Below are 24,506 nucleotides of genomic sequence, written 5' to 3' on the forward strand. Positions count from 1 at the left end.
GGGCGTGCATTGTTGTTCTCCTCTTTCTCTCTGCTCTTGGAATGCTGTGCGGCGTCCGGTTAGGCGAGCGCCTGCAGAATCTGTTGCAGCAAGGCCGCCGGCGGCTGGCTGATGTCGCAGTGGATAGCGCGCTCGTCCGGGCCTGGCGTTTCCAGGTCGTGGAACTGGCTGTCTAGCAGGCTGGTCGGCATGAAGTGGGCGCTGCGCTCCTGCATCCGTTGCGCAATCAAGGCCTTGTCGCCGTGCAGGTGGACGAACAGCAGTCCGGGGGCGGCGCCACGCAGGATGTCGCGGTAGCGTTTCTTGAGAGCGGAACAGGCAAGCACCATTCTTTCCTTGCCGGCGCGGCCCTGGCGCAAACGCTCGGCCAGACTGGCCAGCCAGTCGGCGCGGTTGCTGTCGTCCAGCGGAATGCCGGCGCTCATTCGCGCGATATTGCCTTGGGGGTGGAAGCTGTCGCCTTCGATGAAGCTGGCATGCAGCGCTTCGGCCAGCATCCGGCCCACGCTGCTTTTGCCACAGCCGGCCACGCCCATCACCACGATATTGTCGTATTTCATGTTAGCGCTAACATTGCGGGTTGAAATGATAGCCGGCGCGGGCCGGCTGGACTGTTTGCGGATGTTAGCGCTAACAAAACGGTAACAACAAGCAGCTGGATCAAGTTTTACATTGGGAGGCGGCAAAATGTAGTTGCCGCGCAACGCGGCGGCGTGCCGGTCGGAAAGCCGCGTCTGGCCAGGTTTTCAGCTGCTGCGGCGCAGCATCAGCTGGAAGCCCAGGTCGGTCTGCGCCGCTTCGGGCGCTTCGCCGGCGATCAGCCGCAGCAGCTGGCGCGCGGCATGGCTGCCGATGGCGCGGCGCGGGGTGGCCACGGTGGTGAGGGAAGGGGTGCACCAGGCGGCAGGCTGCAGATCGTTGAAGCCGGCTATCGCCAAGCGCTCCGGCACCGCGATGCCCAGTTGCTGGCAGCGCGCCAGCGCGCCTATCGCCAGGTCGTCGTTGCAGCAGAACAGCGCGTCGCAATCGGGGCGCGCAGCCAGTGCCGCTTCCAGCATGGCGGCGCCCATGCGCATGCTGGAGGGCGATGGGTCCAGCCATTCCAGGCCGGCGTCGCGGCAGCCGGCTTCCTCAAGCGCGGCGCGGTAGCCATCCAACCGCTTCAGCACCCGCTCGTCCAACTGGGCGCCGAGAAAACCGATGCGGCGCTTGCCGCTTTCCAGCAAGTGGCGGGTGATGGCGGCGCCGGCGTTCTCCTGGGAAAAGCCGACGCAGCAGCGGCCGTCGTCGGCCAGGTCCATCATGTACACCGCCGGCAGCGCGCGCCGGCGCAGGATGTCCTCGAACGGCGCCGCGTGGGTCAGGCCGGTGAGCAGCACGCCGTCCGGCTGGTGCTGCAGGTAGGCGCGCAGCAACTGCAATTCCTGTTCGGAATCGTAGTGGCTGTTGCCGATCAGCATCTGGTAGCCGGCGGCGTCCAGTACGCTTTCTATGCCGGCCAACGTGTCCAGGAAAACGGTGTTGTCGAGCGAGGGAATCAGCACCAGCACGGTGCGCGAGCGCGCCGAGGCCAGGGTGCGCGCCGAGCGGCTGGGCACATAGGCCAGCGCGTCCACCGCCTGCATCACTTTCTCGCGCAGCTGCGGCGAGACCTGCTGCGGCTGGTTCAGCACCCGCGACACGGTGATGGCGCTGACGCCGGCCGCGCGGGCGACATCGTGCATGGTGACGCCGCTGCCGGAGCGGATGCGCGGTTTTCTCGACATGTCTTTCCTGTGCGGTGATGGATGCCAGGCGGCGCCGGGCGCGGCTATTGTAGCGCAGGCGCGGGCGCGCGGGCCTTGTACGGCGATGACGATTGCTTGTAAGGTCACTCTTTTGCCGGAGAGCCGCCATGTACCTGCCCAAGCATTTCGCCGTCGACGATCAGGATGCCCTGCTGCAATTGATGCGGGAGCGGCCGTTGGCCACGCTGGTGCTCAACGGTCCGGATGGCCCGGATGCCAACCACATCCCGCTGCATGCGCGCCAAACCGATGGCCAGTTGCGGCTGTGCGGCCATGTGGCGCGCGCCAATCCGCTGTGGCGGCGCTTGGATGGCCAGACTATGGCGCTGGCGATCTTCCATGGCGACGACGCCTATGTGACGCCGTCCTGGTATCCGGCCAAGGCCGAGCACGGCAAGGTGGTGCCGACCTGGAACTATGCGGTGGTTCACGCCCATGGCCGTTTGCGCGCGGTGGAGGATCCGGCATGGCTGCGCGGTCTGCTGGAGAGCCTCACCCGCGAGCATGAGGCCGAGTTTGAGCCGCCTTGGCGGATGGCGGATGCGCCGGCGTATTATCTGGACCGGATGATGCAGGCGATAGTCGGCATTGAGCTGACGGTGGCGCGGCTGGAAGGCAAGTTCAAGCTTAGCCAGAACCAGGATGAAGCCAGCCGCGGAGGCGTGCGGCGGGGCTTGAGCGCCAGCGCGGATCCACGGGCGCAGTGGCTGGCGGCGCGCATGGCGGAGCGGACTTAACGGCGGTATTTCTCCAGCAGTTCGGCCACTGCGGGATGGCCGTGGCAGTCGCCGCGCTGCAGCTGCTGCAGGAAGTTGTCGAGGAAGCCGGGCAGCAGCGAGGTGCTGGAGGCGGTGGCGCCTATGCCGGCGCGGTCCCACTCTATCACCACGCCTTGCAGGTAGGCGGTGAGCCGGTTGCTGTCGTCCTGAAAGGAGTGGTACAGGCTGACGGCCGGCGCGCCGCACAGGCGGTAGCGTTCCAGCAGGCCGGGCTTGTCCAGCTTGCTGCGGCTGAGGATGTCGCGGCTGTCGAACTCGACGAACAAGGGGTGTATCACCTGGCTGCGGCGGTTGTCGCTGCGGTAGGCGCGCGAGACGAGGCCGATGATATCGTTCAGCAGATTGGCCGGCTTGGGTCCTCTGACCGGGTAGCCCAGCAACAGGGTGAAGGCGCTGGCCAAAGGGTCGGGGGTTCCGCCAAAGCCCATTTCGAAGCAATGCTCCAGCGGATGCCGCGCCATGAGCGGGGCAGGCAGGTGGATGGCGGCGATGTCCATGTGCTGCGGGCTGGCGCAGGCCAGGCCTTGCAGCGGCAGCCGCAATTCGCCCGAACAGGCCAGCACCTGTTGGCCATGAGCGACGCACGCCTCGGCCAGCACGGCTTCGGCGGTGACGATGAACCTTTCGCCCCGGTAGCTCAGCAGCAGGCCGCTGCCAAAGCAGGGGCCTGCCTTGGCGCTGTGTTTCTGCGGGTGGAGAGCCACCACCATCGGACTGAGTTGTTGGTAGATCTGCTCAAGACACTGCAGGGGATCATCCAGATCGAACAGAAACTCCATCCCCATACCCTCGCATGGACAACGGTTTACCGCCCAATCATAGTTCATACTCAGACCAATATCGGGCGCATTTTCCGCCTGATGAATGCTGCAGCGCAGTGCCCAATGCCATGGCTGGGAATGCTATACCGTTATTGGGTGTATCCGAACGCGGTCGATACCCCTGATGGCTGCATTGCCGTCAGGCGCGGAAATCGATGGCCGGCGCCTTTGCCGGACAAACCGCGATTTGCCGTTCGACGCACGGATGGATTGCCTGGCCGCCAGGCTCTGGGGAAATGGGATATGCCGATAAACCCGCGGATGAAATTCATCCTGCTTGTGGTAACGGGCTACGTGCTCTTGGCGCTGGCCTGGACCTTTTTTTCCGATCGGTTGCTGCTTGGCGGGATGGTTTTCCATGCGGTTCCGCCGACTCTCGCCAAGGGAGTCTTCTTCGCGCTGGCCTCGGCCGTGCTGTTGTTGCTGGCCTTGTGCGCGGTGCCGGCTGCGGCGGTTCCGGAGCAGCTCACCTGGCTGGGCTCGCTGTCCCGCGGCATGCGGCCTGGGCGGTGGTCTGGCTGGCCGGGGTATGCGTTGGTGCTGCTGTTCACGATCTGCGCGCTGGCGCTGCGCCAGCTCCTGCTGGGCGCCGACGGGCATCCGGTGCTGATCCTGCTGGTGCTGCCCATCATCCTCAGCGCCGGCATCGGCGGCTTTGGGCCGGGAGTGCTGGCCACCGCGCTGGCGGCGCTGGCGGCGGACTTCACGGCCGATCCCTATCTGCACGATCCCCAGGCATTATGGCCCGATAGGCTGCAACTGGTTTTTCTGGTGGCGGACGGGTTGGCGATCAGCCTGGTCAGCGCCGGGCTGCACTATTTGCTGGCGCGGGTGGAGCTCAACCGCCGGCTGCTGGACGCGGTGGTGTCCAGCACCTCCGACGCCATCTTCGTCAAGGATCTGCAAGGGCGTTATCTGCTGATCAACCGCGCCGGCCTGGCCTTTGTCGGCAAGAGCGGCGCCGAGGTGCTGGGCCGGGACGACCGCGAAGTCTTCGACGAGGCGACGGCGCGCGTAGTAATGGCCAAGGACCGGGCCATCATGCAGGGCGGACGGGTGTCGACCCATGATGAATTCCTGACGCTGCAGAACGGAGAACAGCTGGTGTTCCTTGTGACCAAGGGGCCGGTCTACAACCCCGATGGCCGTTTGAGCGGCCTGTTCGGCATTGCCCGCGACATCACCAAATACAAGGCGTCGGAGGAGGCCCTGCGCGAGAGCGAGGCGGCGCTGCGCCAGGCGCAGCAACTTGCCGGGATAGGCAACTGGTCGTGGGATCTGCAGACGGACGCGCATGTGTGGAGCATGGAGATCTACCGCTTGTTCGGACTGGACAGCCGGGCGCCGCCTCCGGGCTTTCCGGCGATGCAGCGCTATTTCAGCCCGGCGAGCTGGGCCCAGTTGTCGGAGGCGGTGGAGCGTTGCCGGCTGGTGGGGCTAGGCTACGAGTGCGATCTGGAATTGCATCGGCCGGACGGGACCACTCTGTGGGTGACCGCGCGCGGCGAGGTCAGGCACGGGATGGAAGGCAAAATCATCGGCCTGTTCGGCACCTTGCAGGACATCACCGAGCGCAAGCAGCTGTTATTGCAGATCAGGGCCAGCGAGGCGCGCCTGCAGCTGGTGGCGGAGGCGACCAGCGACGGCTTCTGGGACTGGGACCTGCGCACCGGGAAAGTCTACCGCTCGCCCCGCTATTTCGAGGTGACCGGCACCCGCCCCGAGGACGACAACGGCGATTTCCGGCATTTCCGTCAACTGGTGCATACCGCCGATCTGCCTTTTGTGCTGCAGGCGATAGAGGCGCACCGCCGTGGCAAGACCCCGCGCATCGAGCTGGAGTTCCGCCTGGCGAACCAGAAAGACGGCGTGCGCTGGCTGCAGGTGCGGGGGCGGGCGGTGGAATGGGACGAGCGCGGCGCGGCGGTGCGGCTGGTGGGAAATTTGTCCGACATCACCGAGCGCAAGCGCATCGACGATGACCTGAGGCTGGTGTTGAACGAGGCGGGGGATGCGATCTGGGTGACCGACGCCGACGGCTACTACATCTTCGCCAATCCGGCGGCCTGCCGCCTGACCGGGCATGCGGTCGAGGAACTCAAGGGCATGCACATCCGCGACCTGATGGCGCTCGAATGCCAGGGGGCGTTGCCGGAGCACCTGGCCAAGCTCGACAGCGGGCTGTTCCAGCGCTCGGAATGGATGCTGCGCCTGAAGCAGGGCGGCAGCATCTGGGCGGAGCTGACCACCGGGCGGCTGAAGGATGGCCGCTACATGGCGTTCGGCCGCGATCTGACGGAGCAGCGCCGCGCCGAACAGGCGCTGCGCAGCCGCGAGCAGCAGCTGGCGCGGGTGATAGACGGCTCCGACCAGGGATATTGGGACTGGAATCTGAAAAGCGGCAGCTTCCAGGTAAGCCCGCGCTGGGAAAGCATGCTGGGCTACGGCCCAGGCGAGATGCGCATCACCGCCGAAAACTGGTACGACCATGTCCATCCGGAGGACGTCGAGCAGGCCCGGGCGTCGATCCAGCGCAATCTGCGCGGCGAGTCGGCCAGCCATGAGGTGGAGATCCGCTGCCGCACCCGCGGCGGAGACTGGCGCTGGATCCTGTCGCGCGGCCGGGTGGTGGAGCGCAGCGATGAGGGAGAGGCGCTGATGATGTCCGGCACCCATACCGACATCACCGAGCGCAAGGTGTTCGAACAGACGCAGAAAGAAGCGGCGGCGGTGTTCGACAGCAGCTATGAAGGCATCCTGATGGTGAATCGCGATGGCGTGATCACCAAGGTCAACAACGCCTTTACCCGCATCACCGGCTACAGCGCGGCGGAGGCGGTAGGCCAGAAGCCCAGCATGCTGTCTTCCGGAGAGCAGTCGGGAGAGTTCTACGAGGAGCTGTGGCGGTCGGTGCTGGGGCATGACTTCTGGCGCGGCGAACTATGGAATCGGCGCAAGAACGGCGAACTGTACGCCGAACTGCTGTCCGTGTCGGTGGTGCGCGACGCCCAGGGCGAGGTGCTGCACTACATCGGCATCTTCTCCGACATCACCAAGCTCAAGGCGCACGAGGACGAACTGGACCGGGTGGCGCATTTCGATCCGTTGACCGGCATTCCCAACCGCCGGCTGCTGTCCGACCGCCTGAACCAGGCCATCATCCGCTCCAACCGCAGCGGCAAGTCGTGCGCGGTGTGCTTCCTGGATCTGGACGGCTTCAAGGCGGTCAACGACCGGCACGGCCACGCGGCGGGGGACCAGCTGCTGGTGGCTGTGAGCAGCCACTTGAAGTCGATATTGCGCGGCGACGACACCCTGGCGCGGCTGGGCGGCGACGAGTTCGTGGTGCTGCTTTCCGATGTCGGCACGCTGGAGGAGTGCATGCTGGTGCTGGACCGGATACTGAGCGCGGTGGCGGAGCCGGTGCGGCTGGATGAGGCTGAGGTCCATGTCACCGCCAGCGTCGGCGTCAGCCTATATCCGCAGGACAATGTCGACGCGGATACCTTGCTGCGTCATGCCGACCAGGCGATGTATCTGGCCAAGGATGGCGGCAAGAACCGCTATCAATTGTTCGACCCGGAAAACGATCGCAAGGCGCAGGCGCACCGCCAGTGGCTGGATCTGCTGCGGGATGGCCTGAACCAGAAAGAGTTCGTGCTGCATTATCAGCCCAAGGTGGATCTGTTCGATGGCGAGATCATCGGAATGGAGGCGCTGATCCGTTGGAACCATCCGCAGCGCGGCCTGCTGGCGCCGGCCGATTTTCTGTCGCATCTGCATGGCAACGAACTTGAGCAGGCATTCGACCAGTGGGCGTTGGAGGCCGCGCTGGCCCAGGCGGCGGAATGGGCGCGGCAGGGCCAAGATATCAAGGTCAGCGCCAACATCAGCGCGAATTACCTGTTGCGGCCGGACTTTTGCCGGCAACTGGAGACCATGCTCGGCGAGTATCCCGATGTGCCTGCCGGCTATCTGGAATTGGAGGTGCTGGAAAGCGCCGCCATCACCGATATCGAGCAGGCGATACGCGTGCTGCGGCGTTGTCGCGAGTTGGGCGTGCGCTTCGCGCTGGATGACTTCGGCACCGGCTATGCCTCGCTGACTTATCTGCGCCGCCTGCCGGTGGATACGCTGAAGGTGGACCGGAGCTTTGTCAGTGACATGCAGAGCAACGCGGAGGACCGCAGCATCGTCGAGGGCGTGATCCAGTTGGCCTCGGTGCTCAACCGCATGGTGATCGCCGAAGGCGTGGACACGCCGGAACATGGCGCGTTGTTGCGCCGGCTGGGTTGCCGTTATGTCCAAGGTCTGGGTATCGCGGCCCCGATGCCGGTGGAAGCCGTGCCGGCATGGTGCAGGCAATGGCGGGAGGAGGACGGCGGGCAATTGCTGCGCAAGGTGGCGGCCGAATCGGCTCCGGGCGGCAACTGATCCGGGCGCGTCTCCGCTCCCCCCCGTCATGCGGCAGGCCTGCTTTGCCGGAAGACATCGCGGACGGATGCGCCGGCCCATGGCGCGCAGCCGCCATTCCGTTTGGTTCAAATGCCGCTTGGAGCGGCAGCGGATTCGCCTGGGCGCGCGGCGACGGCGCGCATTTTAGCAAGATCCGTCAGGAGGCCTAGCTGATTCTCAGGCAAAGTGTCCGGCATGGGAGGATGCAATGCATGAAGACAAAGCCGGCGCATACGCCGGGCGCTTCAATCGGGTATTCGATTATATCGAACGCCATCTGGATGACCCGCTCACGCTGGAACAACTGAGTGAAATAGCAAACTTCTCGCCCTATCACTTTCACCGGCAGTTTGCGGCGCGCTGCGGCGTACCGGTAGGGCGTTACATCCAGTGGATGCGGCTCAAGCGGGCATCGTACCGGCTGGCTTTCAATCCGCTGGAGAAAGTCATCGATATCGCGCTGGATGCGGGGTTTCAGAATCCGGAGTCATTCAGCCGCGCTTTCAAACAGGCGCTGGGCCAGACGCCCAGCCAGTTTCGTCGGCAGCCGGACTGGCTGGATTGGCGCCAACGCATTCCTGAACGGAAATACGAAAGAATACAAACCATGGACGTAAAAATCGTTGATTTTGCCGGGACTCGGGTCGCCATCCTGACCCATCAGGGCCGGCCTGAGCTGGTCAATGCCAGCGCTGCCCGTTTTATCGAGTGGCGCAAGGACACCGGGCAGTCGCCGATTGCCAGCAGCCGGACTTATGGCATCGCACCGCATGATCCCGCCACGACGAGCGCCGAGGATTTCCGTTTTGGCATTTGCGGCACGGTTGACGCCGCTATTTGCGAAGACAATCGATTCGGCGTGGTGAATGGAAGCATCCCGGGCGGACGATGCGCCGTGCTGCGCCATCATGGCTCGCATGACTCCTTGTCGGAGAGCGCGCGCGGCCTGTATCGCGATTGGCTGCCGGCCAGCGGAGAGGAGTTGCGCGATTTTCCTCTGTATTTCCACTATCTCAATTTTGTGCATGAAGTCGCCGAGCATGAACTGCTGACCGATATTTACTTGCCGCTGAAATAGCGGGGCGCGTCGTCCGCCGCCGCAAGCTTTTGCCGCGGATGGCGGCGCTGCGAATCGCTGCCGATATTGTTCCCGGCGCCGAGGGGAATTGGCGTCGCGGGATCAGGCATTGTAAATTCAATGCCTGATCGAACTGAGCAACGTTCCGACTTGTGTTCCGCAGACTGCCGCGCAATCGAGGGCCGCAGGCCTGTTTTATCTTGGCCCCGGCGGCGCAGGGCAGATTCTGTGCGGGTGGTGGGTGGTTAAAGAGGGGGAAGGCGGCAGTGCATGACGCATGAACCTGTGGCGATACGGCAGGCCTGGGCTGACGATGCGGCGGCGCTCGACAGGCTTTGCCGCCAGTTGGTGGACGACCCTGCCATCCGGGTGCTGCCGGAGCGGTTGCAGGCGCTGGCCGATGGCGAACGCGCGCAGGTGCTGGTGTGCGAGTGCGGGGGACAACTGGCGGCAAGCGCCTGGCTTGGTTTTTGCGAGGGTGTGATGTATGGCGGCAAACCCTTCGCCGTGCTGGAAAACATCGTGGTGGACCGGGGCTGGCGCGGCCGAGGATTAGGCCAGGCTTTGCTGGATGAGGCGCAGCGACGCTGCTTGGCGCGGCAATGCTCCAAGATCATGCTGCGCAGTTCGGCGCAGCGGTTGGAGGCGCATCGCTTTTTCCTGCGGGCGGGTTTTCGCGGCGACGCCAAGCGCGGCTTCGTCAAGTACCGGCGGGATATGGCGTGATGTAACGCTTTCTCAAGCGTCAAGAAACAGGAAGAAATAATGTCGGTGATCGGTATGGCAGGACAGGAGACAGGCGCGGCGGCGAATTTCGTGGCGTTGGGGACATCTGGAGTGAGAATTGCGCTGGAGCGACCGGACCAGCCGGAAGTGATGGCTCTGATCGATGAACTGGATGCTTACCAGAAGCCGCTGTACCCGGCGGAAAGCCACCATGGCGTGGATATGGCGGCGCTGCTGCAGCCGGATATGGCGTTTGCCGTCGCCCGCGATGGCGAAGGGCGGGCGCTGGGCTGCGGCGCGGTGTGGTGCACGCCGGCATTCGGCGAACTCAAGCGGATGTTCGTGCGGCCGCAGTGCCGCGGCCTCGGCGTGGCGCGCGCCTTGCTGGGTTTGCTGGAGGCGCAGGCCCGGGCGCGCGGCTGCGCGGCGATGGCCTTGGAAACCGGCATCCACCAGCATGAGGCCATTGCTTTGTACCAGCGCGCCGGCTACCGCTTCTGTCCGCCGTTTGGCGCTTATCTGGCAGACCCATACAGCGTATTCATGCAAAAGCCGCTCTGATCAGGAGGGTTTGCCCAGGTGGGCGGCCAATTGGCGGGCGCTCTGTCTGCACCAGTCGTCCAGCAGCGGCTTGATCAGCTCCAGCGTCAGCGGCTGTTCCCTGTCCTTGCTTTTGTCGCTTTGGCGCAGGTTGACGGTGCCGGCCAGCAGGCCGGCGTCCTGCGAGTCTTCCAGTTGCGCCATGCTGGCTATCTTCAGCAGATAGGGCTCCTTGCCGGCGGCCAGCCGCGCCAGATTGAACACGGCCTTGACCGGCAGCAGGTCGATCGGGTCCATGCCAGGGCGGTCCTGGTTCAGCCCGGTGATGGCCACGCGCAGCCGGGCGACGCCCGGCGCCGGCTGTAGCGCAATCTCCACGCCGGCTGCCGCCAGTTCCGCTTGCAACCGCTGGTGGAAGTAGCCGGCGATGGCGTTCTCGTCGCCAGCTTGCAGCAGCCGCCAGCCGCCGTCGCTGTCTTGGCGCAGGAACAACAAGGGTTCCAGCAGCACGGCATGGTAGGTTTTCAGGTCCACGCCCGGTTTCAGGTAGACGCGCTGGCTGGCTTGCAGCTTGCCTTGCTGAAAGGCGTCCAGCGGCAGGGTGAACAGATTGTCCGTGGCGGCATTGTCGGCCTGGGCCGGCAGGCTCAGCGCCAGCGCGGCGCATAACGCCAGTGCGGAGGTTTTCATTGTCGATTCCTTGTCGGCCTGGATTCCATGGAGTGACCGGCTGCCGACGGGATGGTTCGCCGGAGGGGCTTGTCTTGCGGCCGGCGCGGTTATTGGCGCAGGTAGGCGAACAGCGCCAGCAGGATGATGCAGAGTATCACCGCCAGGTTCAGCGCGATTTCCTCCTGCATTGGGCCGAAATGCAGTTCGTCGCGGGTGCTCAACCGCGAACCGATGAGCTTGTGCAGCCAATATTGCAAAAGATTTTGCGGACTGGGACTGTCGGGATCTTGCATGATGGTTGGCCTGTATAAACAAAAATATATATACCGCCATTCTACTCTTCTGGTTTATGCCTTCAACATTTTCGTTTCCATGCTGACTTGCATTCGCAAACGAATATCAGCATGGCTGGGCCGCTGGCGATGTCCGGCACCGGCCGCCTGTACCAAATGATGGTTTGCCAGCGACGGCGTCGGGCTTTGCCAAGCCGATCCGGCGCGGGTGATGGTCGTGCGGCCGCCGGAGCGGGACTGGCCTACACTGTACTGGAAAGTCCTTTTTCTGCCGGCGGGGATGCGCTGCGACAGCGTGCTGCCTCGTGGCGTCCTGCTTGAGGTGGCTTTGGGCCGGCGTGACGGGCTTGGCCGGTTCCGCGAGTCGCGGCGGCGTGTCATTTGGCGTGAATCCGGGCAGGGATGCCCGGTGGAGGAACAAGGAGAATGCGAGCGATCACAGGGCTGTGCTGCTTGCTGGCCGGCCAGGGGCTGGCGGCTCCCGTGGCGCATTACCAGTCCTATACCCTGGCGATAGAGCCTTGGGGGGTGCTGGATACCGATAGGGGAGTGGGACCGGATTTTATCCGCTTCCTGGCCGCGCAGGCCGGATTTGAGGTGACGGCGGGGGCAAGGCCCTATCTGCGCGTTATAGACGGCATGCGCAGCGGCGACAATGCCATCAATCTGGGCATTCCCACCGCGGAGCGCAACCGTTACGGCATCGCCATCTGCACCATAGGCTCGGTCAAGGTTTCGCTGGTGTATTTGCAGTCGGCCGGGCGCCGGCACGATGCCGCCGCCAGTTTCGCCGGGATGACTATCGGAGAATTGCGCGGCAGCCGGACGTTGGAGGAGTTCGACCGCGCGATACCGCATGGCAAGGTGCTGCTCAGCGACATGAGCCAGGGATTGCGGATGCTGGGGGCCGGCAGGCTGGACGCCACCGTCTGCGTGCGGCCCGGCTGCGGCAATCTGCTGAAGGATGCGGGTGTAGATCCGACATTGCTGGGCGAATGGCTGTTTACCGAGCAGCCGCTGGAAATCTATGTGTCGCGCGCCAGTTCCTTGTCGCAGGATGCGGCCGCCATGTTGCGGCTGCGCTTGGCGTGCGACTCCTCCGCCGGCCGGCGGGAAATCAGGAGGCTGCTGGCGCCTTACTACTGAGCGGCGATGCAAGAAGCGGCCTCTGCGAGCAGAGGCCGCCGTGCATTCGCAGGCGCTTTTCCAGAGGACGCTTCAGACCGACAACGACATCAACAGGCTGCTGATGTCGTTGTTGCCGGCATTGGCCTGATACAGGCTTAGCGCGGCCTGGGTCTGTTGGGCGCCGGTCGTGCTGCTGCCGGCGGTGCCGGAGGTGGTGCCGCTGGTTTGCGAATTGCCGCCCAGCGCGCTCAGCAGGTCGTTCTGTCCGCCATTTTGCCCGCCGTTCTCGCCGCCGCCATGATGGTGGTGATGGTGGCCGCCCCCGCTTGCCTGCTGGGTGCCGCCGGCTTGCTGCAGGCCTTGCTGCAGCTGCTGGAAGGCTTGCTGCGCCTGACTGATGTTGCCGCTTTGCAGATCCTGGCCCAGGCTGTTGAGCAACGAGGAGACCGAGTTGCCGCTGCTGGCCTGGCTGCCGTTGACCGCTGCGAAGGGGTCGGTGGAGGTGGAGCCGCTGGTGGCGGCGCTGGCGCTGATGGCGCTATTGAGCGCGGCGGTGAAGTCCTGGTTGCCGCTGCTGGAGTTGTTGGATGAGGAGCCCAGCTGTTGCAGATTGGCCAGCGCCTGCTGCGCGCCGGCGAGGTCGCCTTGCTGCACGGCGCTGGTCAGGCTGCTGAAATCCTGCCGGCGTTGCTGATGCAGCGACTGCATCTGCTGCCAGTAGGTATTGGAGTTGCTGCTGTTGGTGCTGCTGATAGACATGTTGCTTCTCCTTGAGAAGATGATTCCGGGCAGAGCTTCACGGATCCGCTCGTGTCCTGTTGCTGTTTGCCGGGTGCGCCGCCTTCCTTCGCCCGACTGGCGGCAAATATTGCCGCCTTGCCGTTCCATTCTTGCCAGCGGGGTCGATCTTGCCCCTTGTTTCCGGCTTTTCCCATTAGGAACAATGGTTTGGCGTACATGGGCATTAGCAAAGGCTGTGCCAGGATGGAGGAGGCGGGAACGGGGAAATGTTTACAAATATGTATCCGGCGCGGTGAGAGGCGGATTGATGGTTTTGATTTGGAATATTTTTAAAAAGACCACTTTCGCCACTGCTGCACCGCAATATCCGTTCTGCCCCGGCTGTGCTCTTGAGTTCCCCGGGGCAGGTGCTAGCGTGAGAATGCAGGCATATGCCAAACAAGCGGCAATGCAATTCGAGCCTGCCATCTGTTTTTCCCGTCATACCCTTCCAGGAGCTTCTCATGGAAAAGAGCAACCCCGGGCATTTGGAAGTGCCCTCGCAAGTCTCCCAGTCTCTGCAAAAGCTTGTCGACGATGGCCGTACCGTCAAGGTGCTGGGGCGCGTCAAGGACGGCAAGCTGGAGATCGATTCCGAAACGCTGGCGGCGCTGAACAAGGCGCATCCTCAGGCCCACCTGTCTTTTGTGGCGGTCAACGCGCCATTCAAGACCAAGGAGCCGTCCCTGAATTAAGCCGGGCCTGATGGCATGGCCCATTCTCAGCGGACTCGGTCCGTTGGTGCCGCGAGCATGCACAGTGGGGTATGAGCCGACCGGACCTTGGCTGATGCCCCGCGCTCGTTTTGCCATGCCGCCGCCCGTTCATTCATGACTACCGCGCTGTGCCGATGGCCAGGCAGAGCCATCGACCGAAGGGGGTCACATGCATGATGTCGCCTCATCCACTCTCGCCGCCTTGCGCGAGCAACAGGTCAAGGTCTTGCCGCATTACGACGCGTTCCTGCGCAAAGCGTGCCAGGCGGCGCCGCCGTTGTTCGGCGACGAGGAGTACGCAGACAGCTACCGCCAGGCGGCTCAGGATCCGCAATGGCTAGCGGTGTCGCTGATCACCAATGCCGAAAGGGAGGGCGACGGCGCCAGCCGGTTGTGGAATCTGGCCGCCAGCACGCCCGATCCGGAGATTTCCGAGCAGATCCGTCAGCACGCGGTCGACGAGTCTCGGCACGCCCGGGCCTATATCTCCATGCTGGGCATGGTTTTCCCGACGGCGGTCAGCCGCGAGCTGATGGCAGAATTGCTCACCCTGTCGCCCGGGTACGGCGCGCATAGGCAGCCGCAGGCCACGCCGGGTTCGGCCTTCGCCCATCCGATCACTGCGGACGACCTGATCCAGATGAATATCGCCGAGATACGCACCCGCATCCATCACCTGCTGCAAAGACCCATGCTGACGAGTTTCTGCGCGCCGCAGACCGAGGAGGCGCTGCTGCGCGTCCTGGACAGCCTGCTGTACGACGAAACCCGCCACATCGCCTATACCGCCTGCCTGATCGAGCGCTTCGCCGTTGAAACCGACCCGGCCGAACTGGAGGCGCTGATGCTGGAGCGGATGCGGGATTTCGACCAGATCACGCGCCAGGAACTTGCGCTGCGGGTGTTCGAGTAGCCCGATGGCCGCCATTTCGCCCGGCCAGGGGCCGACCCTGGCCGAAGTCCGCCGCTGGTGCCTGGCGCATGGCTTGGCGCGGCGCGAGCTGCGGGCGTTTTGCCGCGAAGCCTACCTGATCTGCCTGTCGCGGTTGCTGCAGTGCCTTTGGCTGGAGCGCCTGTGCGCTGAGGCGGTTTTGGAGGCCACGCTCTCGGGTGAGTGGCAGCTGCGCCTGGGGCGGCAACCGAAACTGGTCGCGCGGCTGGGGCAGTCGCATCCCGGCAGGCATTTCGAGATTCAGGAGCTGCCCTGGCTGGACGATAGCGGGCCGGACAGGGCGGTGCCGTCGGGCGGCGCCTTGCTGCGCGCGCTGCGCGGCATTCTTGCCGCGGATTTGCCGGAGGGGGAACTGGACGCGCTGGCGGCGGATTTCCGCAACAGTTTCGCCAATCTGGTGCTTAATCTGGCGCTGGGCAGCAGGCTGGACGCCGCAAGCGCCGCCATCGAGCCGGCCTGCCATGGCCATCTGTATTACCCGTTTCCGGCCTTGAGAGTGGGGCTGGCGTTGCCAGATATCGTCGAGGCGTCCAATCTGACGGCCAGGCCGTTGCCGTTGCCGCTGTTTGACGCCGGCGGTTGCCGTTTTCATGCCATCGATTACGCCGATCCCGCCAGTTGCGCCGCGGACTGGGCGGGCCAGCGGCAGCCGCAGGGCGGCGGCTTGTTGCTGCCGGTGCATCCCTGGCAGCTCAAGCTGTCGCCGGTGCTGCGGGAGATGCTGGAGCAGGGCGCGATTTCGCGCAGCCAGACCATGCTGGAGATGGTTCCCCTTGCTTCTCAGCGCAGCTGCCGCGTGCTGGCCAGCGGCTATGACGTCAAACTGCCGATCAATGTCACCCTCACCGGCGAACACCGCCTGCTGTACCGGCTCAACAGCCAGAACGCGCCTTTCGTCTCGGCGCTGATACGCGAGGCCCACCGCGAAAGCGGGGTGCCGGGCCTGGATTTCCAATGGGACGCGGCCTCGATTTGCTGGGACGATCCGCTGGTCTGCAGCCACTTGAGCGCCATCATCCGCCAGCCATGCCGTTCCGGTTCCGGCGAGACGGTGGTTCCCGCGCTGAACCTGTGGGCGGCGGCCGGTTCGGCCAGCGGAGGACTCCGGCTGGATGGCGGCGGCCAGGCGCTGGAAACGTTCTGGCGTTATTGCTTGGCGGTGATGGCGGGGCCCTTGCTGCTGTGCGCCGATTGGGGGCTGGCTTTCGAGCCGCATATGCAGAACGTTTACCTTGTGCTGCGCGATGGCGTGCCGGTGCGGGCCATCCTGCGCGATCTGGACAATACCATCATGCTGCGGGAGCGGATCGAGCCGCTGTGCCGTCGGCACGGGATTCCGCTGATGGCGGACACCTGGGCTCATATGCCGTCTCCGGAGGTCGGCCGTCTGCGTTTGGTCCATGCGATGTTCTACGGCCATTTGGAATTGGTGGCGCATGCGTTGGCGCGCGATGCCGGTCTGGCTCCGGAGGTGTTGGAGGGTTGCATGCAGGATGCCTGGTCGACGATCATCGCCCAGGCGGCGTCGGCGCAGGGGCGCCGCAATCTGCGGGCGATGCGTTCGCAGGCGAGGACGGTCAAGGACTGCCTTGGCATGCGCTTGCGGCGTGCCGTGACGATGAGCTTTCAACGGGCGGAGCCGTCGGGCGGCTGACAGGGAGGCGTGTCATGGACAAGATTGTTCGCGCGAGCATCCGGCCGATGCGGGAAGAAGACAGCGCCATCGTGCTGGCGATGATGACGGCGCTGGCGGCATTCGAAAGGAAAAGCGGTTTCCGGATCGGCGCGGCCGAGCTGCGGCGATGGCAGATGGGCGAGTTGCCGCCGTTCGGCGTGCTGGTGGCGGAGGAGGGCGGCGCGCTGCTTGGCTACGCGGCGTACTATACCGTGCCGTTCAAGGATGACTTGCGTCCCGCGTTGATGTTGAAAGGTCTGTATGTCGAACCGGCGCAGCGCGGTCGGGGAGTCGGACGATTGCTGCTGCGCGCGATTGCGCGCCTGGCCAGGGAGAAACAGTGCGGCCGCCTGCAGTGGTTCGTGCTGAAGGACAATGATCGGGCCAAGGCGTTTTACCGCGGTTGCGGAGCGGCGGCGGACCCCGACTGGGAGCGCTGGGGCTTGGCCCCGGATGCGCTGGACCGCCTGGCCGACTCAAGCTGAAGCCTGGTCTCCAGCGGAGCCGGCTTCAGCCGAAACCGCGCTGGCGCAGCGCCAGATAGAGCATGGCGGCGCCTAGCGCATCGCCCAGCGCGTCGTGGCGCGGCGGCGCCGGAATGGCCAAATCCCTGTACAGGCAGGCGAGGCGCAGGTCGATGTAGGCGCCCGGCTGTTGCTTGAATTTGTAGTCGTAGTAGCGCGAGGAGATTTCTATCCGCCGCTGCGGCAGGCCGGCGCCCAATAGCGGCTTGACGTATTTGTCGAGCACGGCGACGTCATATTTCAGGTAGTAGCCTATCAGCGGCCGGCCTCCGATGAAGTCCAGCAGCCGGCGCACGGCTTCTTCGGGAGCCAGTCCCAGGCCGACATCGCGCCGGCGCAGGCCATGGACGGCGATATTGTCGCCGGAAGGCTCGCTCCGAGGCCGCACCAGCAGGTATAGCGCTTCGCTGTGCAGGATGCGGTTGCCGCGCAGCTTCACCGCGCCGATGGACAATAGCTCGGCCCGGGAGACATCCAGGCTGGTGGTTTCGCAGTCCAGGCTGACCAGCTCGTGCGGATGCTCGTCGAACAGGCCGGCATAGCCGGGTTCGCGCAGCCGGCCGCGCCGCCATCGCCGGTACAGGCGGCGCAGCATCAGAAGCTTCCCAGCCGGTAATGATGCTGCAGCTGCGCCTTGAAGCGCATCACCACCGCCAGCGCGTCTTTCAGCAGGTCCCGTTCCAGCGTGCCCAGTTTGGCCGGTTCTATCAGATTGTCCGGCTCGCGCCCGGCGGCCAACTGGCGCAGGCCGTGGTCCAACCGGAGTTGCAGCAGGAAGGCCAGCGCCTCCTGGATGTCGTCGGCCAGCGCCGGCTCCAGGCGGCCAGCCTGCGCCAGCTTGCGCGCCCGTTGCTGGCTGGAGGCGTCCGCCACGCCGTACTCCAGCGCTAGCGAGCGCAGGCCGTGCACCAGCGGGAAGATGCCGCCTTTCTTCAGGTCCAGCAGCTCGCGGCCTTGATGTTCGAGGGTGCGCAGCCGGGAGAATGGCCCCAGCGGGGTGTCGAATTGCGCTATGGCGCGGGCGAAGCGGGAAAAGAAGCCGGCGTCATCCTGCAGCCGCTGCCGCAGGCAAGTCCGGCAGTCGTCCAGCAGGCGGGCGTCGCCGCAGACTGCTTCGGCGTCGCTGAAAATGGCCAGTTGCATCATGCCTTCGCCGCTGGGGCGGTGTATCCAGTCGTGGATGCGGCGCTTCATGTCCCCGCAGGACAAGCGCCAGTGCGGATTGTTGATCATCACCCCGCCCGGGCAGGGCGGGTAGCCGAAGCTGGCCAGCGCGGCGGAGAAGGCGTCGCAGCTGGCGGCCAGATCGTCTGGCGCATAGCCGTCGCGCAGCAGCAGCGCGTTGTCCTGGTCGGTTTTCAGCGTTTGTTCGCCGCGTCCCTCCGATCCCATGGCCAGCAGGCAGCTGTTTTCCTGCAGCGCCGGCGGCGCGACCATCTGCCAGGCGCGGGCGAACAGCCGGGCGTTGAGCGCCTGCACCAGGCGGCCCAGCTGCAGCGGACGGATGCCGTGGCCGGAGAGGATCTCCACCAGCCGGGTGATCTGCCGCGCGGCGTCGGCCAGCTGTTCCAGGCTTTGCGCGCGCTCCAGCTTCTGCGCGATCAGGTGGGAGTGGTTGGAGAAGTATGACAGCACGTCCACCTGCGCCAGGATGCCGACGGCTTGGCCCTGTTCGGTGACCACCAGCCGCCGCAGGTTGCGCTGGGTCATCAGCAGCAGCGCGTTGAACAGGAAGTCGTCGATATCCATGGTCAGCAGCTGGTATTGGCAGTGGCGGCCCACCGGTTCAGCGCTGTCCACGCCGTCCAGGATGATGTCGCGAAAATCGGTGGTGGTGAAGATGCCCAGCCGCTGGCCGTCCCGCACCAGCACCGACTTGCTGCGTTGCTGTTTCATCGCTTGCGCCGTTTCGCGGATGCTGGCGCCTGCGTCGACGAATACCGGCGTCCGGCAGCCGGCGTCGCGCACGGTGGCGGTGAGCAGGGTTTGCAGCTCGCGGCCGCCGGCGCGTTGCGCCAGAAGCCCTAGTTTTTTGGCCACGCTGGCGTAGAAATAGGCGCCGAATTGCCGGTTGTTTTCCGTCAGTGCCAGCAGCGCGTCGCGCGGCAGGGAGAACAGCAGCGCTTCTTCTTCCACTACGAAGCGGTGCTGGGTCTGGCCGGCCGTCATGGCGCGGGCGTCGAAGCTGTCCTGAGCGCGGTAGCGGCAGACCGCTTCGTCGCCGGCCAGTTCGCACACCACGCCCTTGATCACCACGTAGAGCGCTTCTATCGGCTGGCCGGGGCCGAACACCTGCGCGCCGTCGGGGTAGTAGACGATGTCGGCGCGCGTCTCCAGCGTCTCTTGTTCTGCGGAGGAGAGACTGTCGAACGGCGGGTGGCTGAAGTCGAAGCGGCTCATGGCATTTCCGTGCGAAGGTGTCCCGCCTTCAGCATAAGGCCAATCGCCGCCACGCGGCGCGTCAGGCGTGGGGCTTGCGGGTGAGCAGCGGCGCGCCGTCGCGGAACAGGATCAGCTCGCCGGAGGACAGCGCCTGCCAGTGCTCGTTGTCGGTCAGCGGCTGGGTGGCCACCATCGCCACCTGGTCGCGCGGGGTGGTGACGGTGGCGAAGTCCACACTGACGTCGTCGTCCACCAGGTGGGCGGTGTTGAACGGCGAGCAGCGAATGATGTAGTGCAGATGGGTGGAGCAGTGGGCGAACAGCGCCTCGCCGTTGCTCAGCATGAAGTTGAACACGCCGTTGCCGCTGATCTCGTCGGACAGCCGCGCCACCTCGTCGAACAGCTCGACCAGTTCCGGCGGCTCGGACCATTTGCTGCGCAGCCGCTCCAGCAGGTGGCAGAAGGCGAGTTCCGAATCGGTGCTGCCGACTGGCCGGTAGTATTGGCCGGTCTCCGGCTGGAAGGTTTCCAGATTGCCGTTATGGGCGAAGATCCAGTACTGGCCCCACATCTCGCGCATGAAGGGGTGGGTGTTGGCCAGGTTGACCGCGCCCTGGGTGGCCTTGCGGATGTGGGCGATGACGTTTTCCGACTTGATCGGGTAGCGGCGCACCAGATCGGCCACCGGCGATTCCACCGAGGGTTTGTCGTCCAGGAAGATGCGGCAGCCCTTGTTCTCGAAAAAGGCGATGCCCCAGCCATCGGCATGATGATCGGTGAGGCCGCCGCGGCGGTGGAAGCCTTCAAAGGAAAACAGGATGTCGGTAGGGATATTGCAATTCATGCCCAAGAGCTGGCACATCGGCTTGATTCCACGTCTTTTCAGTTTGCATCGGGCTGGCCGGTTTGCCAGCGTATCCATTCAGCCTGAGCTTAGGCGATCTCGCGCCGGCGGGCAATTGCGACTGTCCGTATTTTGTCGCTCCTGATATGAAAAAAATTCACAAGCTGATGCCTATCGCTGCGGAAGGCCGCGATGGGGGGGCCGGACATCGGCATTAGGGCTGGCGGTCCCATGGCGGCAGCGGGCCGTCGAAGCGCTCAACCAGGAAGTCCAGCAGGCCGCGCAGCGCCAGCGGCAGCAGCCGGCGGGAAGGGTAGAGCGCGTGGATGCCCAGCACGGCGGGTTGCCAGTCCGGCAGCAGCGCCACCAGTTCGCCGCGTTGGACATAGGGCGCGGCCAGGTAGCTGGGTTGCAGACTGACGCCGGCCCCGGCGATGGCGGCGCTGAGCAGCGCGCTGGCCTCGTTGGCGCTGATGCGGCCGCTCACCCGCACTCGCAAGGGCGCTTCTTCTCCTTGCTGGAAACGCCATTCGCTGCGGCCGAAGTTGCTGTAGCTGAGGCACCGGTGCCGCTCCAGTTCCAGCGGGTGGTCCGGGACGCCATGGCGCGCCAGGTAGCCGGGCGACGCCACCACCAGCGAGCGGCAGTCGCACAGCCTCCGTCCCACCAAGCCGGGGTCCGGTTCATTGGTGATGCGGATGGCGAGGTCTATCCTTTCCTCTATCAGGTTGACGGTGCGGTCGCCCAATTGCAGGTCCACCCGCAATTGCGGGTGGCGTTCGGAAAACTCGGTGATGGCGCCGGCCAGCACCGCCTGGCCGAAGGAGGTGCTGGCTGTCACCCGCAGCAGGCCGCGTACTTGGCCGTCGCGCTGGCTGGCGTCGGCGCGCACCTCGGATGCCAGTTCCAGCATCTGCTGGCAACGGGCCAGGCAGGCCAGGCCGGCGTCGGTGAGGGTGACCTTGCGGGTGGAGCGTTGCAGCAGGCGCACGCCCAGCCACTGTTCCAACTCGTCGACGTAGCGGGTGACCATCGGGCGCGACATGTCCAGCTTGTCGCCGGCGGCGGTGAAGCTTCCCAGCTGCGCCACTTCGGCGAAGACCTGCATCGCGGTGAGCCTGTCCATATATATGTACGTTTTTTGAAACAATAATGTGCAGTTTAACTCATTTATTGGTGCAATTACTGCGCTTATAGTGTGCACATCTTCACTGAATCGCAGTTCAACCCGCCGGCGGGTGCCGGCACCAGACTTAGGAGTTACACCATGATTCGTCAAACCCTGATCGCCGCCGCCCTGTCCGTAGCCGGTTTCGCCCACGCCGGCGAACTCAAGCTGTCGGTCTACAACGCCGACGCCAACAGCTTCAACGTCAGCTCGGTGCTGGTCGCCGGCGACAAGGACGCGATCCTGATCGACACCGGCTTCACCCGCGCCGACGCCTACCGCATCGCCGCCCGCGTGCTGGACAGCGGCAAGAATCTGAAAACCATCTATGTCAGCCAGGCCGATCCGGACTACTATTTTGGCGCTTCGGTGCTCAAGCAGGTCTTCCCCAAGGCCGAGTTGGTGGCCGCGCCAGAAACCCTGGCCCATATCAAGGGCAATGTGAAGGGCAAAGTCGCGTTCTGGGGGCCCAAGATGGGCGCCAACGCGCCGCAGGCCAATCCTCTGCTGCCGACCGCGCTGAAGGGAAGCACGCTGGACCTGGAGGGCAAGAAGCTGGAAATCAAGGATAGCCAGGGCGTGCTGGGCCACCGCAGCTATATGTGGATTCCGTCCATCCATGCCATCGTCGGCAATGTCGGCATCTACTCCGGAATGCATGTCTGGACCGCCGACACCCAGTCCGAAACCGAGCGCAAGGCCTGGTTCAAGCAATTGGACGACATGGAGGCGTTGAAACCGGAAGTGGTGGTGCCTGGCCATATGATCGCCGGCGACAAGATGGACGTATCCACCATCCGCTACACCCGCGACTACCTGAAAACCTTCGAACAAAAGAACGCCGCCACCCGCAACAGCGGCGAACTGGTCGAGGCGATGAAGCAGGCCTACCCGAACGCGGCCGAAGTTTCCACGCTGGAACTGGGCGCCAAGGTGCGCAAGGGTGAAATGAAGTGGTGAGCCCGATGAAGCTGCATTACTTCTACGACCCGCTGTGTGGCTGGTGCTATGGCGCCTCCCCCTTGCTGCAGGCGGTAGCCGCGCTGCCCGGCGTCAGCGTGGAAATGCACGCCGGCGGCATGATAGGCAGCGATGAAGGCCGCACCATCACCCCGGAATGGCGCAGCTATGTGATGCCGCACGACCAGCGCATCGCGGCGATGAGCGGCCAGCCGTTCGGCTCGGCCTACTATGATGGCTTGCTCAACGATGTCGGCGCGCCGCTGGCTTCCGATCCGCCGATCGCGGCTATCCTGGCGGCCGGCAAGCTGGGCGTGGAGCCATTGGCGATGCTGTCCCGCATCCAGCGCGCGCATTATCAGCAGGGTCTGCGCATTGCCGAATTCGATGTATTGAGCCGCCTGGCGGCGGAGCTGGGCGCCGAGGCTGGGCCGTTTGCCGAAGCTTGGCAGCCGGCGCAACGGGAAGCCGAGCAACATATCGCCCAGACCCGCCAGCAAATGGGCCGGCTGGGTTTGCGCGGCTTTCCCTCGGCGGTGTTGGAGCAGGATGGCCAGCTGGAGCGGCTGGAGTTGTCCAACTGGCTGGGCAAGGCCCAGGAACTGGCGGCCGAATTGGCGGGCCGCTTGCCGCCGGCGCAAGCCGCCGGCGACGATGCGCTGTTCTGTACGCCGGACAGTTGCCGCTGAAGCGTCCAAGCAGGCAAAGCCGCTGCCTTTGGCAGCGGCTTTTTTTATGTCATGGCTGTGCCAGTATGTCGGCGGCGATGGCCTGCAGGGTCCGTTGCGCCAAGGCGCGCCGGCTTTCGCCCTCTCGCGCCTGCAATGGCAAATCCGGGAGGATACCGGCAACTTCGTCGCCGCCATCCGCGCGCTGCCGCACGCAGTCGGGAATGCGGAATCTGAGCTTGGAGTGCGGCAGAAGCAGCGGGTCCGACGGGGTCATGAAGCCGCAGCCGTCGCCTCCGGTGCGGACGCCGACGATTTTCGCCACCTGGTTGTCGCGGCTGACGGCGACGAACATCTCGGCGGCGGAATAGGTTTTCTGGTTCGTCACGATATAGACCCGGCCCAGCCAGGAGCCTTTGAGTTTTTCTGTCTGGGCGGGCCAGAACAGCGTTTCCGCCACCGCCTGCGAATAGCTGCCCGGCTCCAGATGATCGACCGCGCCGGAGGCGTAGCCCGCCGCTATCAGCCGGCTATAGCTTGCCCTGGGGGCCCAGCGGCGTTGCTCGCGCCATACCCAGCCCATGTCTTCGCTCGGTTGGCTGTCCAGCTCGGCGCGCTTTTGTCTGAAATCTTGCAGCAGCCCTTGCAGCCTGGCCTTGTCTGTCGCGTTTGCCGAGTCGGGAAGGTCGCGGGTCAGATCTGAAATCCACTGATCCAGATAGGCTTTCCCGGCCTTGTTCCTGACCATCCAGAGCGGCGCCGAGCGGACCGTCTTGTCGGTCAGCAGCCTGGCCATGGCGTCGCCGCTGTCATTGCCGCCGGAGTTGTCGCCCACGTCGAGGATCAGGGTGTCGGCTCCCGCGGCTCTCAGCCGGCCCAGCCGCTGGCCGAGCGTGGCGAACCATGACTGATAGGTGAGGTTGAACAACTTCTCCGAGTCGAACTTGCCGGCCTGCCTCACCGCCGATTGCCACACTCGCTGGCACTCCAGCGGATAGCCCTTGGGGCTGAAGGTGGGGATGCGCAACACCGCGGCCTTGCCCGCTTGGCCAAGGTCCGCCAAGCCGCTGCGCATGGCTTCCGACAAGCCGTCCGAGGTCAGATGAAAGCCGGGCAGGGTTTCAAATGGCAGGGAAAACGCGATTTTGCTGTCTTGCTCGTAGCCCAGGGCCGCGCAGCCATCCAGCTTGTCATCCTGCAGCGGCGCGCGCAGCTTGGGTTCGTTGCTGCTGCCGGTTTCCGGAGAGTTTGGAGTCGAGGTCAACAGCGAGAAATGGCCATCGTGAAAGCCTTGCTGGAATCCGACGATGGCCTGGCGGGCTGCGTTGTCATCATGCGCCTGTTGCAGCGCGGTTTGCGTCTGCCGGTCCAACGCGGGTAGATCGATTCCGCTTTGAGGCGAAGCCATCCAGGCCAGATGGGAGTAGCGCTGCTGCAGTGTCTGTTTCAGCAGGTGATAGTCTTGTTGCCAGGCCGCGCGGTCAAAAGCAGGGGCGGAGTTTGCCGAGGCGCATCCCTGTTGAATCGGCAAGACAAGCATCAGACAGATGCGGAGGGG

Annotated in this window: 23 protein-coding genes; 12 read left to right on the top strand and 11 right to left on the bottom strand. The window is 64.7% G+C overall.

The annotated features are described in order from the left end of the window. Nucleotides 1–59: 59 nt before the first annotated feature. Together BI344_RS19205 and gntR are read right to left on the bottom strand one after the other, a co-directional pair. On the bottom strand, nt 60–560 hold the full coding sequence (locus BI344_RS19205; RefSeq protein ID WP_071114422.1) for a gluconokinase: 501 nt from the start codon (nt 558–560) through the stop codon (nt 60–62). Nucleotides 561–746: 186 nt separating this feature from the next. After that, a complete protein-coding gene (gene gntR / locus BI344_RS19210) occupies nt 747–1,766 on the bottom strand; it encodes an HTH-type transcriptional regulator GntR (protein WP_071114423.1) in 1,020 nt (339 codons plus the stop codon). 128 nt (nt 1,767–1,894) lie between these two features. Between gntR and BI344_RS19215 the strand changes: the two genes are divergently transcribed. Next, nucleotides 1,895–2,524, top strand: a complete 630-nt coding sequence (locus tag BI344_RS19215; protein ID WP_071114424.1) for an FMN-binding negative transcriptional regulator — start codon at nt 1,895–1,897, stop codon at nt 2,522–2,524. Here the strand turns inward: BI344_RS19215 and BI344_RS24460 are convergent. Next, nucleotides 2,521–3,345 carry a hypothetical protein gene (locus BI344_RS24460; protein ID WP_071114425.1) on the bottom strand — a complete coding sequence of 275 codons (825 nt, stop codon included), beginning with the start codon at nt 3,343–3,345 and terminating at the stop codon, nt 2,521–2,523. The two genes, BI344_RS19215 and BI344_RS24460, sit on opposite strands and share 4 nt — an antisense overlap. 303 nt (nt 3,346–3,648) lie before the next feature. Between BI344_RS24460 and BI344_RS19225 the strand changes: the two genes are divergently transcribed. The 4 genes from BI344_RS19225 to BI344_RS19240 all read left to right on the top strand — a co-directional run bounded on the left by BI344_RS19225 (nt 3,649) and on the right by BI344_RS19240 (nt 10,207). After that, nucleotides 3,649–7,821, top strand: a complete 4,173-nt coding sequence (locus BI344_RS19225) for a sensor domain-containing protein (RefSeq protein WP_071114426.1) — start codon at nt 3,649–3,651, stop codon at nt 7,819–7,821. Between the two features lie 229 nt (nt 7,822–8,050). Beyond that, nucleotides 8,051–8,920, top strand: coding sequence for an AraC family transcriptional regulator (locus tag BI344_RS19230; RefSeq protein WP_071114427.1), 870 nt, complete (start codon nt 8,051–8,053; stop codon nt 8,918–8,920). Nucleotides 8,921–9,190: 270 nt separating this feature from the next. Continuing rightward, nucleotides 9,191–9,646, top strand: a complete 456-nt coding sequence (locus tag BI344_RS19235; protein ID WP_071114428.1) for a GNAT family N-acetyltransferase — start codon at nt 9,191–9,193, stop codon at nt 9,644–9,646. Between the two features lie 39 nt (nt 9,647–9,685). Beyond that, entirely contained in the window at nt 9,686–10,207 is a 522-nt protein-coding gene (locus BI344_RS19240) for a GNAT family N-acetyltransferase (protein ID WP_241499406.1), read from the top strand. Here BI344_RS19240 and BI344_RS19245 read toward each other — a convergent pair whose 3' ends face one another. Together BI344_RS19245 and BI344_RS24465 are read right to left on the bottom strand one after the other, a co-directional pair. Continuing rightward, nucleotides 10,208–10,876: a DUF3313 domain-containing protein gene (locus BI344_RS19245; RefSeq protein ID WP_071114429.1), complete on the bottom strand. Its 669-nt coding sequence runs from the start codon at nt 10,874–10,876 to the stop codon at nt 10,208–10,210. It abuts the gene before it with no gap. Nucleotides 10,877–10,965: 89 nt separating this feature from the next. Next, the gene (locus BI344_RS24465; protein ID WP_158020811.1) at nt 10,966–11,151 is read right to left on the bottom strand and encodes a hypothetical protein; all 186 of its coding nucleotides are present in this window, start codon (nt 11,149–11,151) and stop codon (nt 10,966–10,968) included. A gap of 426 nt (nt 11,152–11,577) precedes the next feature. On the opposite strand from BI344_RS24465, the gene BI344_RS19250 reads away from it, so the two are divergent. Beyond that, nucleotides 11,578–12,297, top strand: coding sequence for an amino acid ABC transporter substrate-binding protein (locus BI344_RS19250; RefSeq protein WP_139167079.1), 720 nt, complete (start codon nt 11,578–11,580; stop codon nt 12,295–12,297). A gap of 72 nt (nt 12,298–12,369) precedes the next feature. Here the strand turns inward: BI344_RS19250 and BI344_RS19255 are convergent, their stop codons facing one another. Next, entirely contained in the window at nt 12,370–13,038 is a 669-nt protein-coding gene (locus BI344_RS19255) for a hypothetical protein (RefSeq protein ID WP_071114431.1), read from the bottom strand. A 485-nt stretch (nt 13,039–13,523) separates the two neighbouring features. On the opposite strand from BI344_RS19255, the gene BI344_RS19260 reads away from it, so the two are divergent. The 4 genes from BI344_RS19260 to BI344_RS19275 all read left to right on the top strand — a co-directional run bounded on the left by BI344_RS19260 (nt 13,524) and on the right by BI344_RS19275 (nt 16,887). Further along, nucleotides 13,524–13,754 (top strand): hypothetical protein, encoded by a 231-nt coding sequence (locus BI344_RS19260; protein WP_071114432.1) that lies wholly within the window; start codon nt 13,524–13,526, stop codon nt 13,752–13,754. 190 nt (nt 13,755–13,944) lie between these two features. Then, the gene (locus BI344_RS19265; protein WP_071114433.1) at nt 13,945–14,688 is read left to right on the top strand and encodes a hypothetical protein; all 744 of its coding nucleotides are present in this window, start codon (nt 13,945–13,947) and stop codon (nt 14,686–14,688) included. 4 nt (nt 14,689–14,692) lie between these two features. Next, nucleotides 14,693–16,381 carry an IucA/IucC family C-terminal-domain containing protein gene (locus tag BI344_RS19270; RefSeq protein WP_071114434.1) on the top strand — a complete coding sequence of 563 codons (1,689 nt, stop codon included), beginning with the start codon at nt 14,693–14,695 and terminating at the stop codon, nt 16,379–16,381. Between the two features lie 14 nt (nt 16,382–16,395). Then, nucleotides 16,396–16,887, top strand: a complete 492-nt coding sequence (locus tag BI344_RS19275; protein WP_071114435.1) for a GNAT family N-acetyltransferase — start codon at nt 16,396–16,398, stop codon at nt 16,885–16,887. Nucleotides 16,888–16,912: 25 nt separating this feature from the next. On the opposite strand, the gene BI344_RS19280 is transcribed toward BI344_RS19275, so the two are convergent. The 4 genes from BI344_RS19280 to BI344_RS19295 form a co-directional block, all read right to left on the bottom strand. Next, nucleotides 16,913–17,521 carry a 3'-5' exonuclease gene (locus tag BI344_RS19280; RefSeq protein ID WP_071114436.1) on the bottom strand — a complete coding sequence of 203 codons (609 nt, stop codon included), beginning with the start codon at nt 17,519–17,521 and terminating at the stop codon, nt 16,913–16,915. Next, nucleotides 17,521–19,326 carry a putative nucleotidyltransferase substrate binding domain-containing protein gene (locus BI344_RS19285; RefSeq protein ID WP_071114437.1) on the bottom strand — a complete coding sequence of 602 codons (1,806 nt, stop codon included), beginning with the start codon at nt 19,324–19,326 and terminating at the stop codon, nt 17,521–17,523. The genes BI344_RS19280 and BI344_RS19285 overlap by 1 nt, the downstream gene beginning before the upstream one ends. Before the next feature lie 61 nt (nt 19,327–19,387). Beyond that, nucleotides 19,388–20,170, bottom strand: a complete 783-nt coding sequence (locus tag BI344_RS19290) for a class II glutamine amidotransferase (protein ID WP_071114438.1) — start codon at nt 20,168–20,170, stop codon at nt 19,388–19,390. Nucleotides 20,171–20,366: 196 nt separating this feature from the next. Then, complete coding sequence (locus tag BI344_RS19295; RefSeq protein ID WP_071114439.1) at nt 20,367–21,278, bottom strand: LysR family transcriptional regulator; 912 nt, start codon at nt 21,276–21,278, stop codon at nt 20,367–20,369. Between the two features lie 141 nt (nt 21,279–21,419). Between BI344_RS19295 and BI344_RS19300 the strand changes: the two genes are divergently transcribed. Together BI344_RS19300 and BI344_RS19305 are read left to right on the top strand one after the other, a co-directional pair. After that, a complete protein-coding gene (locus BI344_RS19300) occupies nt 21,420–22,280 on the top strand; it encodes an MBL fold metallo-hydrolase (protein ID WP_071114440.1) in 861 nt (286 codons plus the stop codon). 5 nt (nt 22,281–22,285) lie between these two features. Then, on the top strand, nt 22,286–22,969 hold the full coding sequence (locus tag BI344_RS19305; RefSeq protein WP_071114441.1) for a DsbA family protein: 684 nt from the start codon (nt 22,286–22,288) through the stop codon (nt 22,967–22,969). 49 nt (nt 22,970–23,018) lie between these two features. Here the strand turns inward: BI344_RS19305 and BI344_RS19310 are convergent. Continuing rightward, nucleotides 23,019–24,506: S41 family peptidase (locus tag BI344_RS19310; protein WP_206600435.1), on the bottom strand; the 1,488-nt coding region annotated here is incomplete at its 5' end.

Source organism: Chromobacterium sphagni, assembly GCF_001855555.1.
GTDB classification, from domain to species: domain Bacteria; phylum Pseudomonadota; class Gammaproteobacteria; order Burkholderiales; family Chromobacteriaceae; genus Chromobacterium; species Chromobacterium sphagni.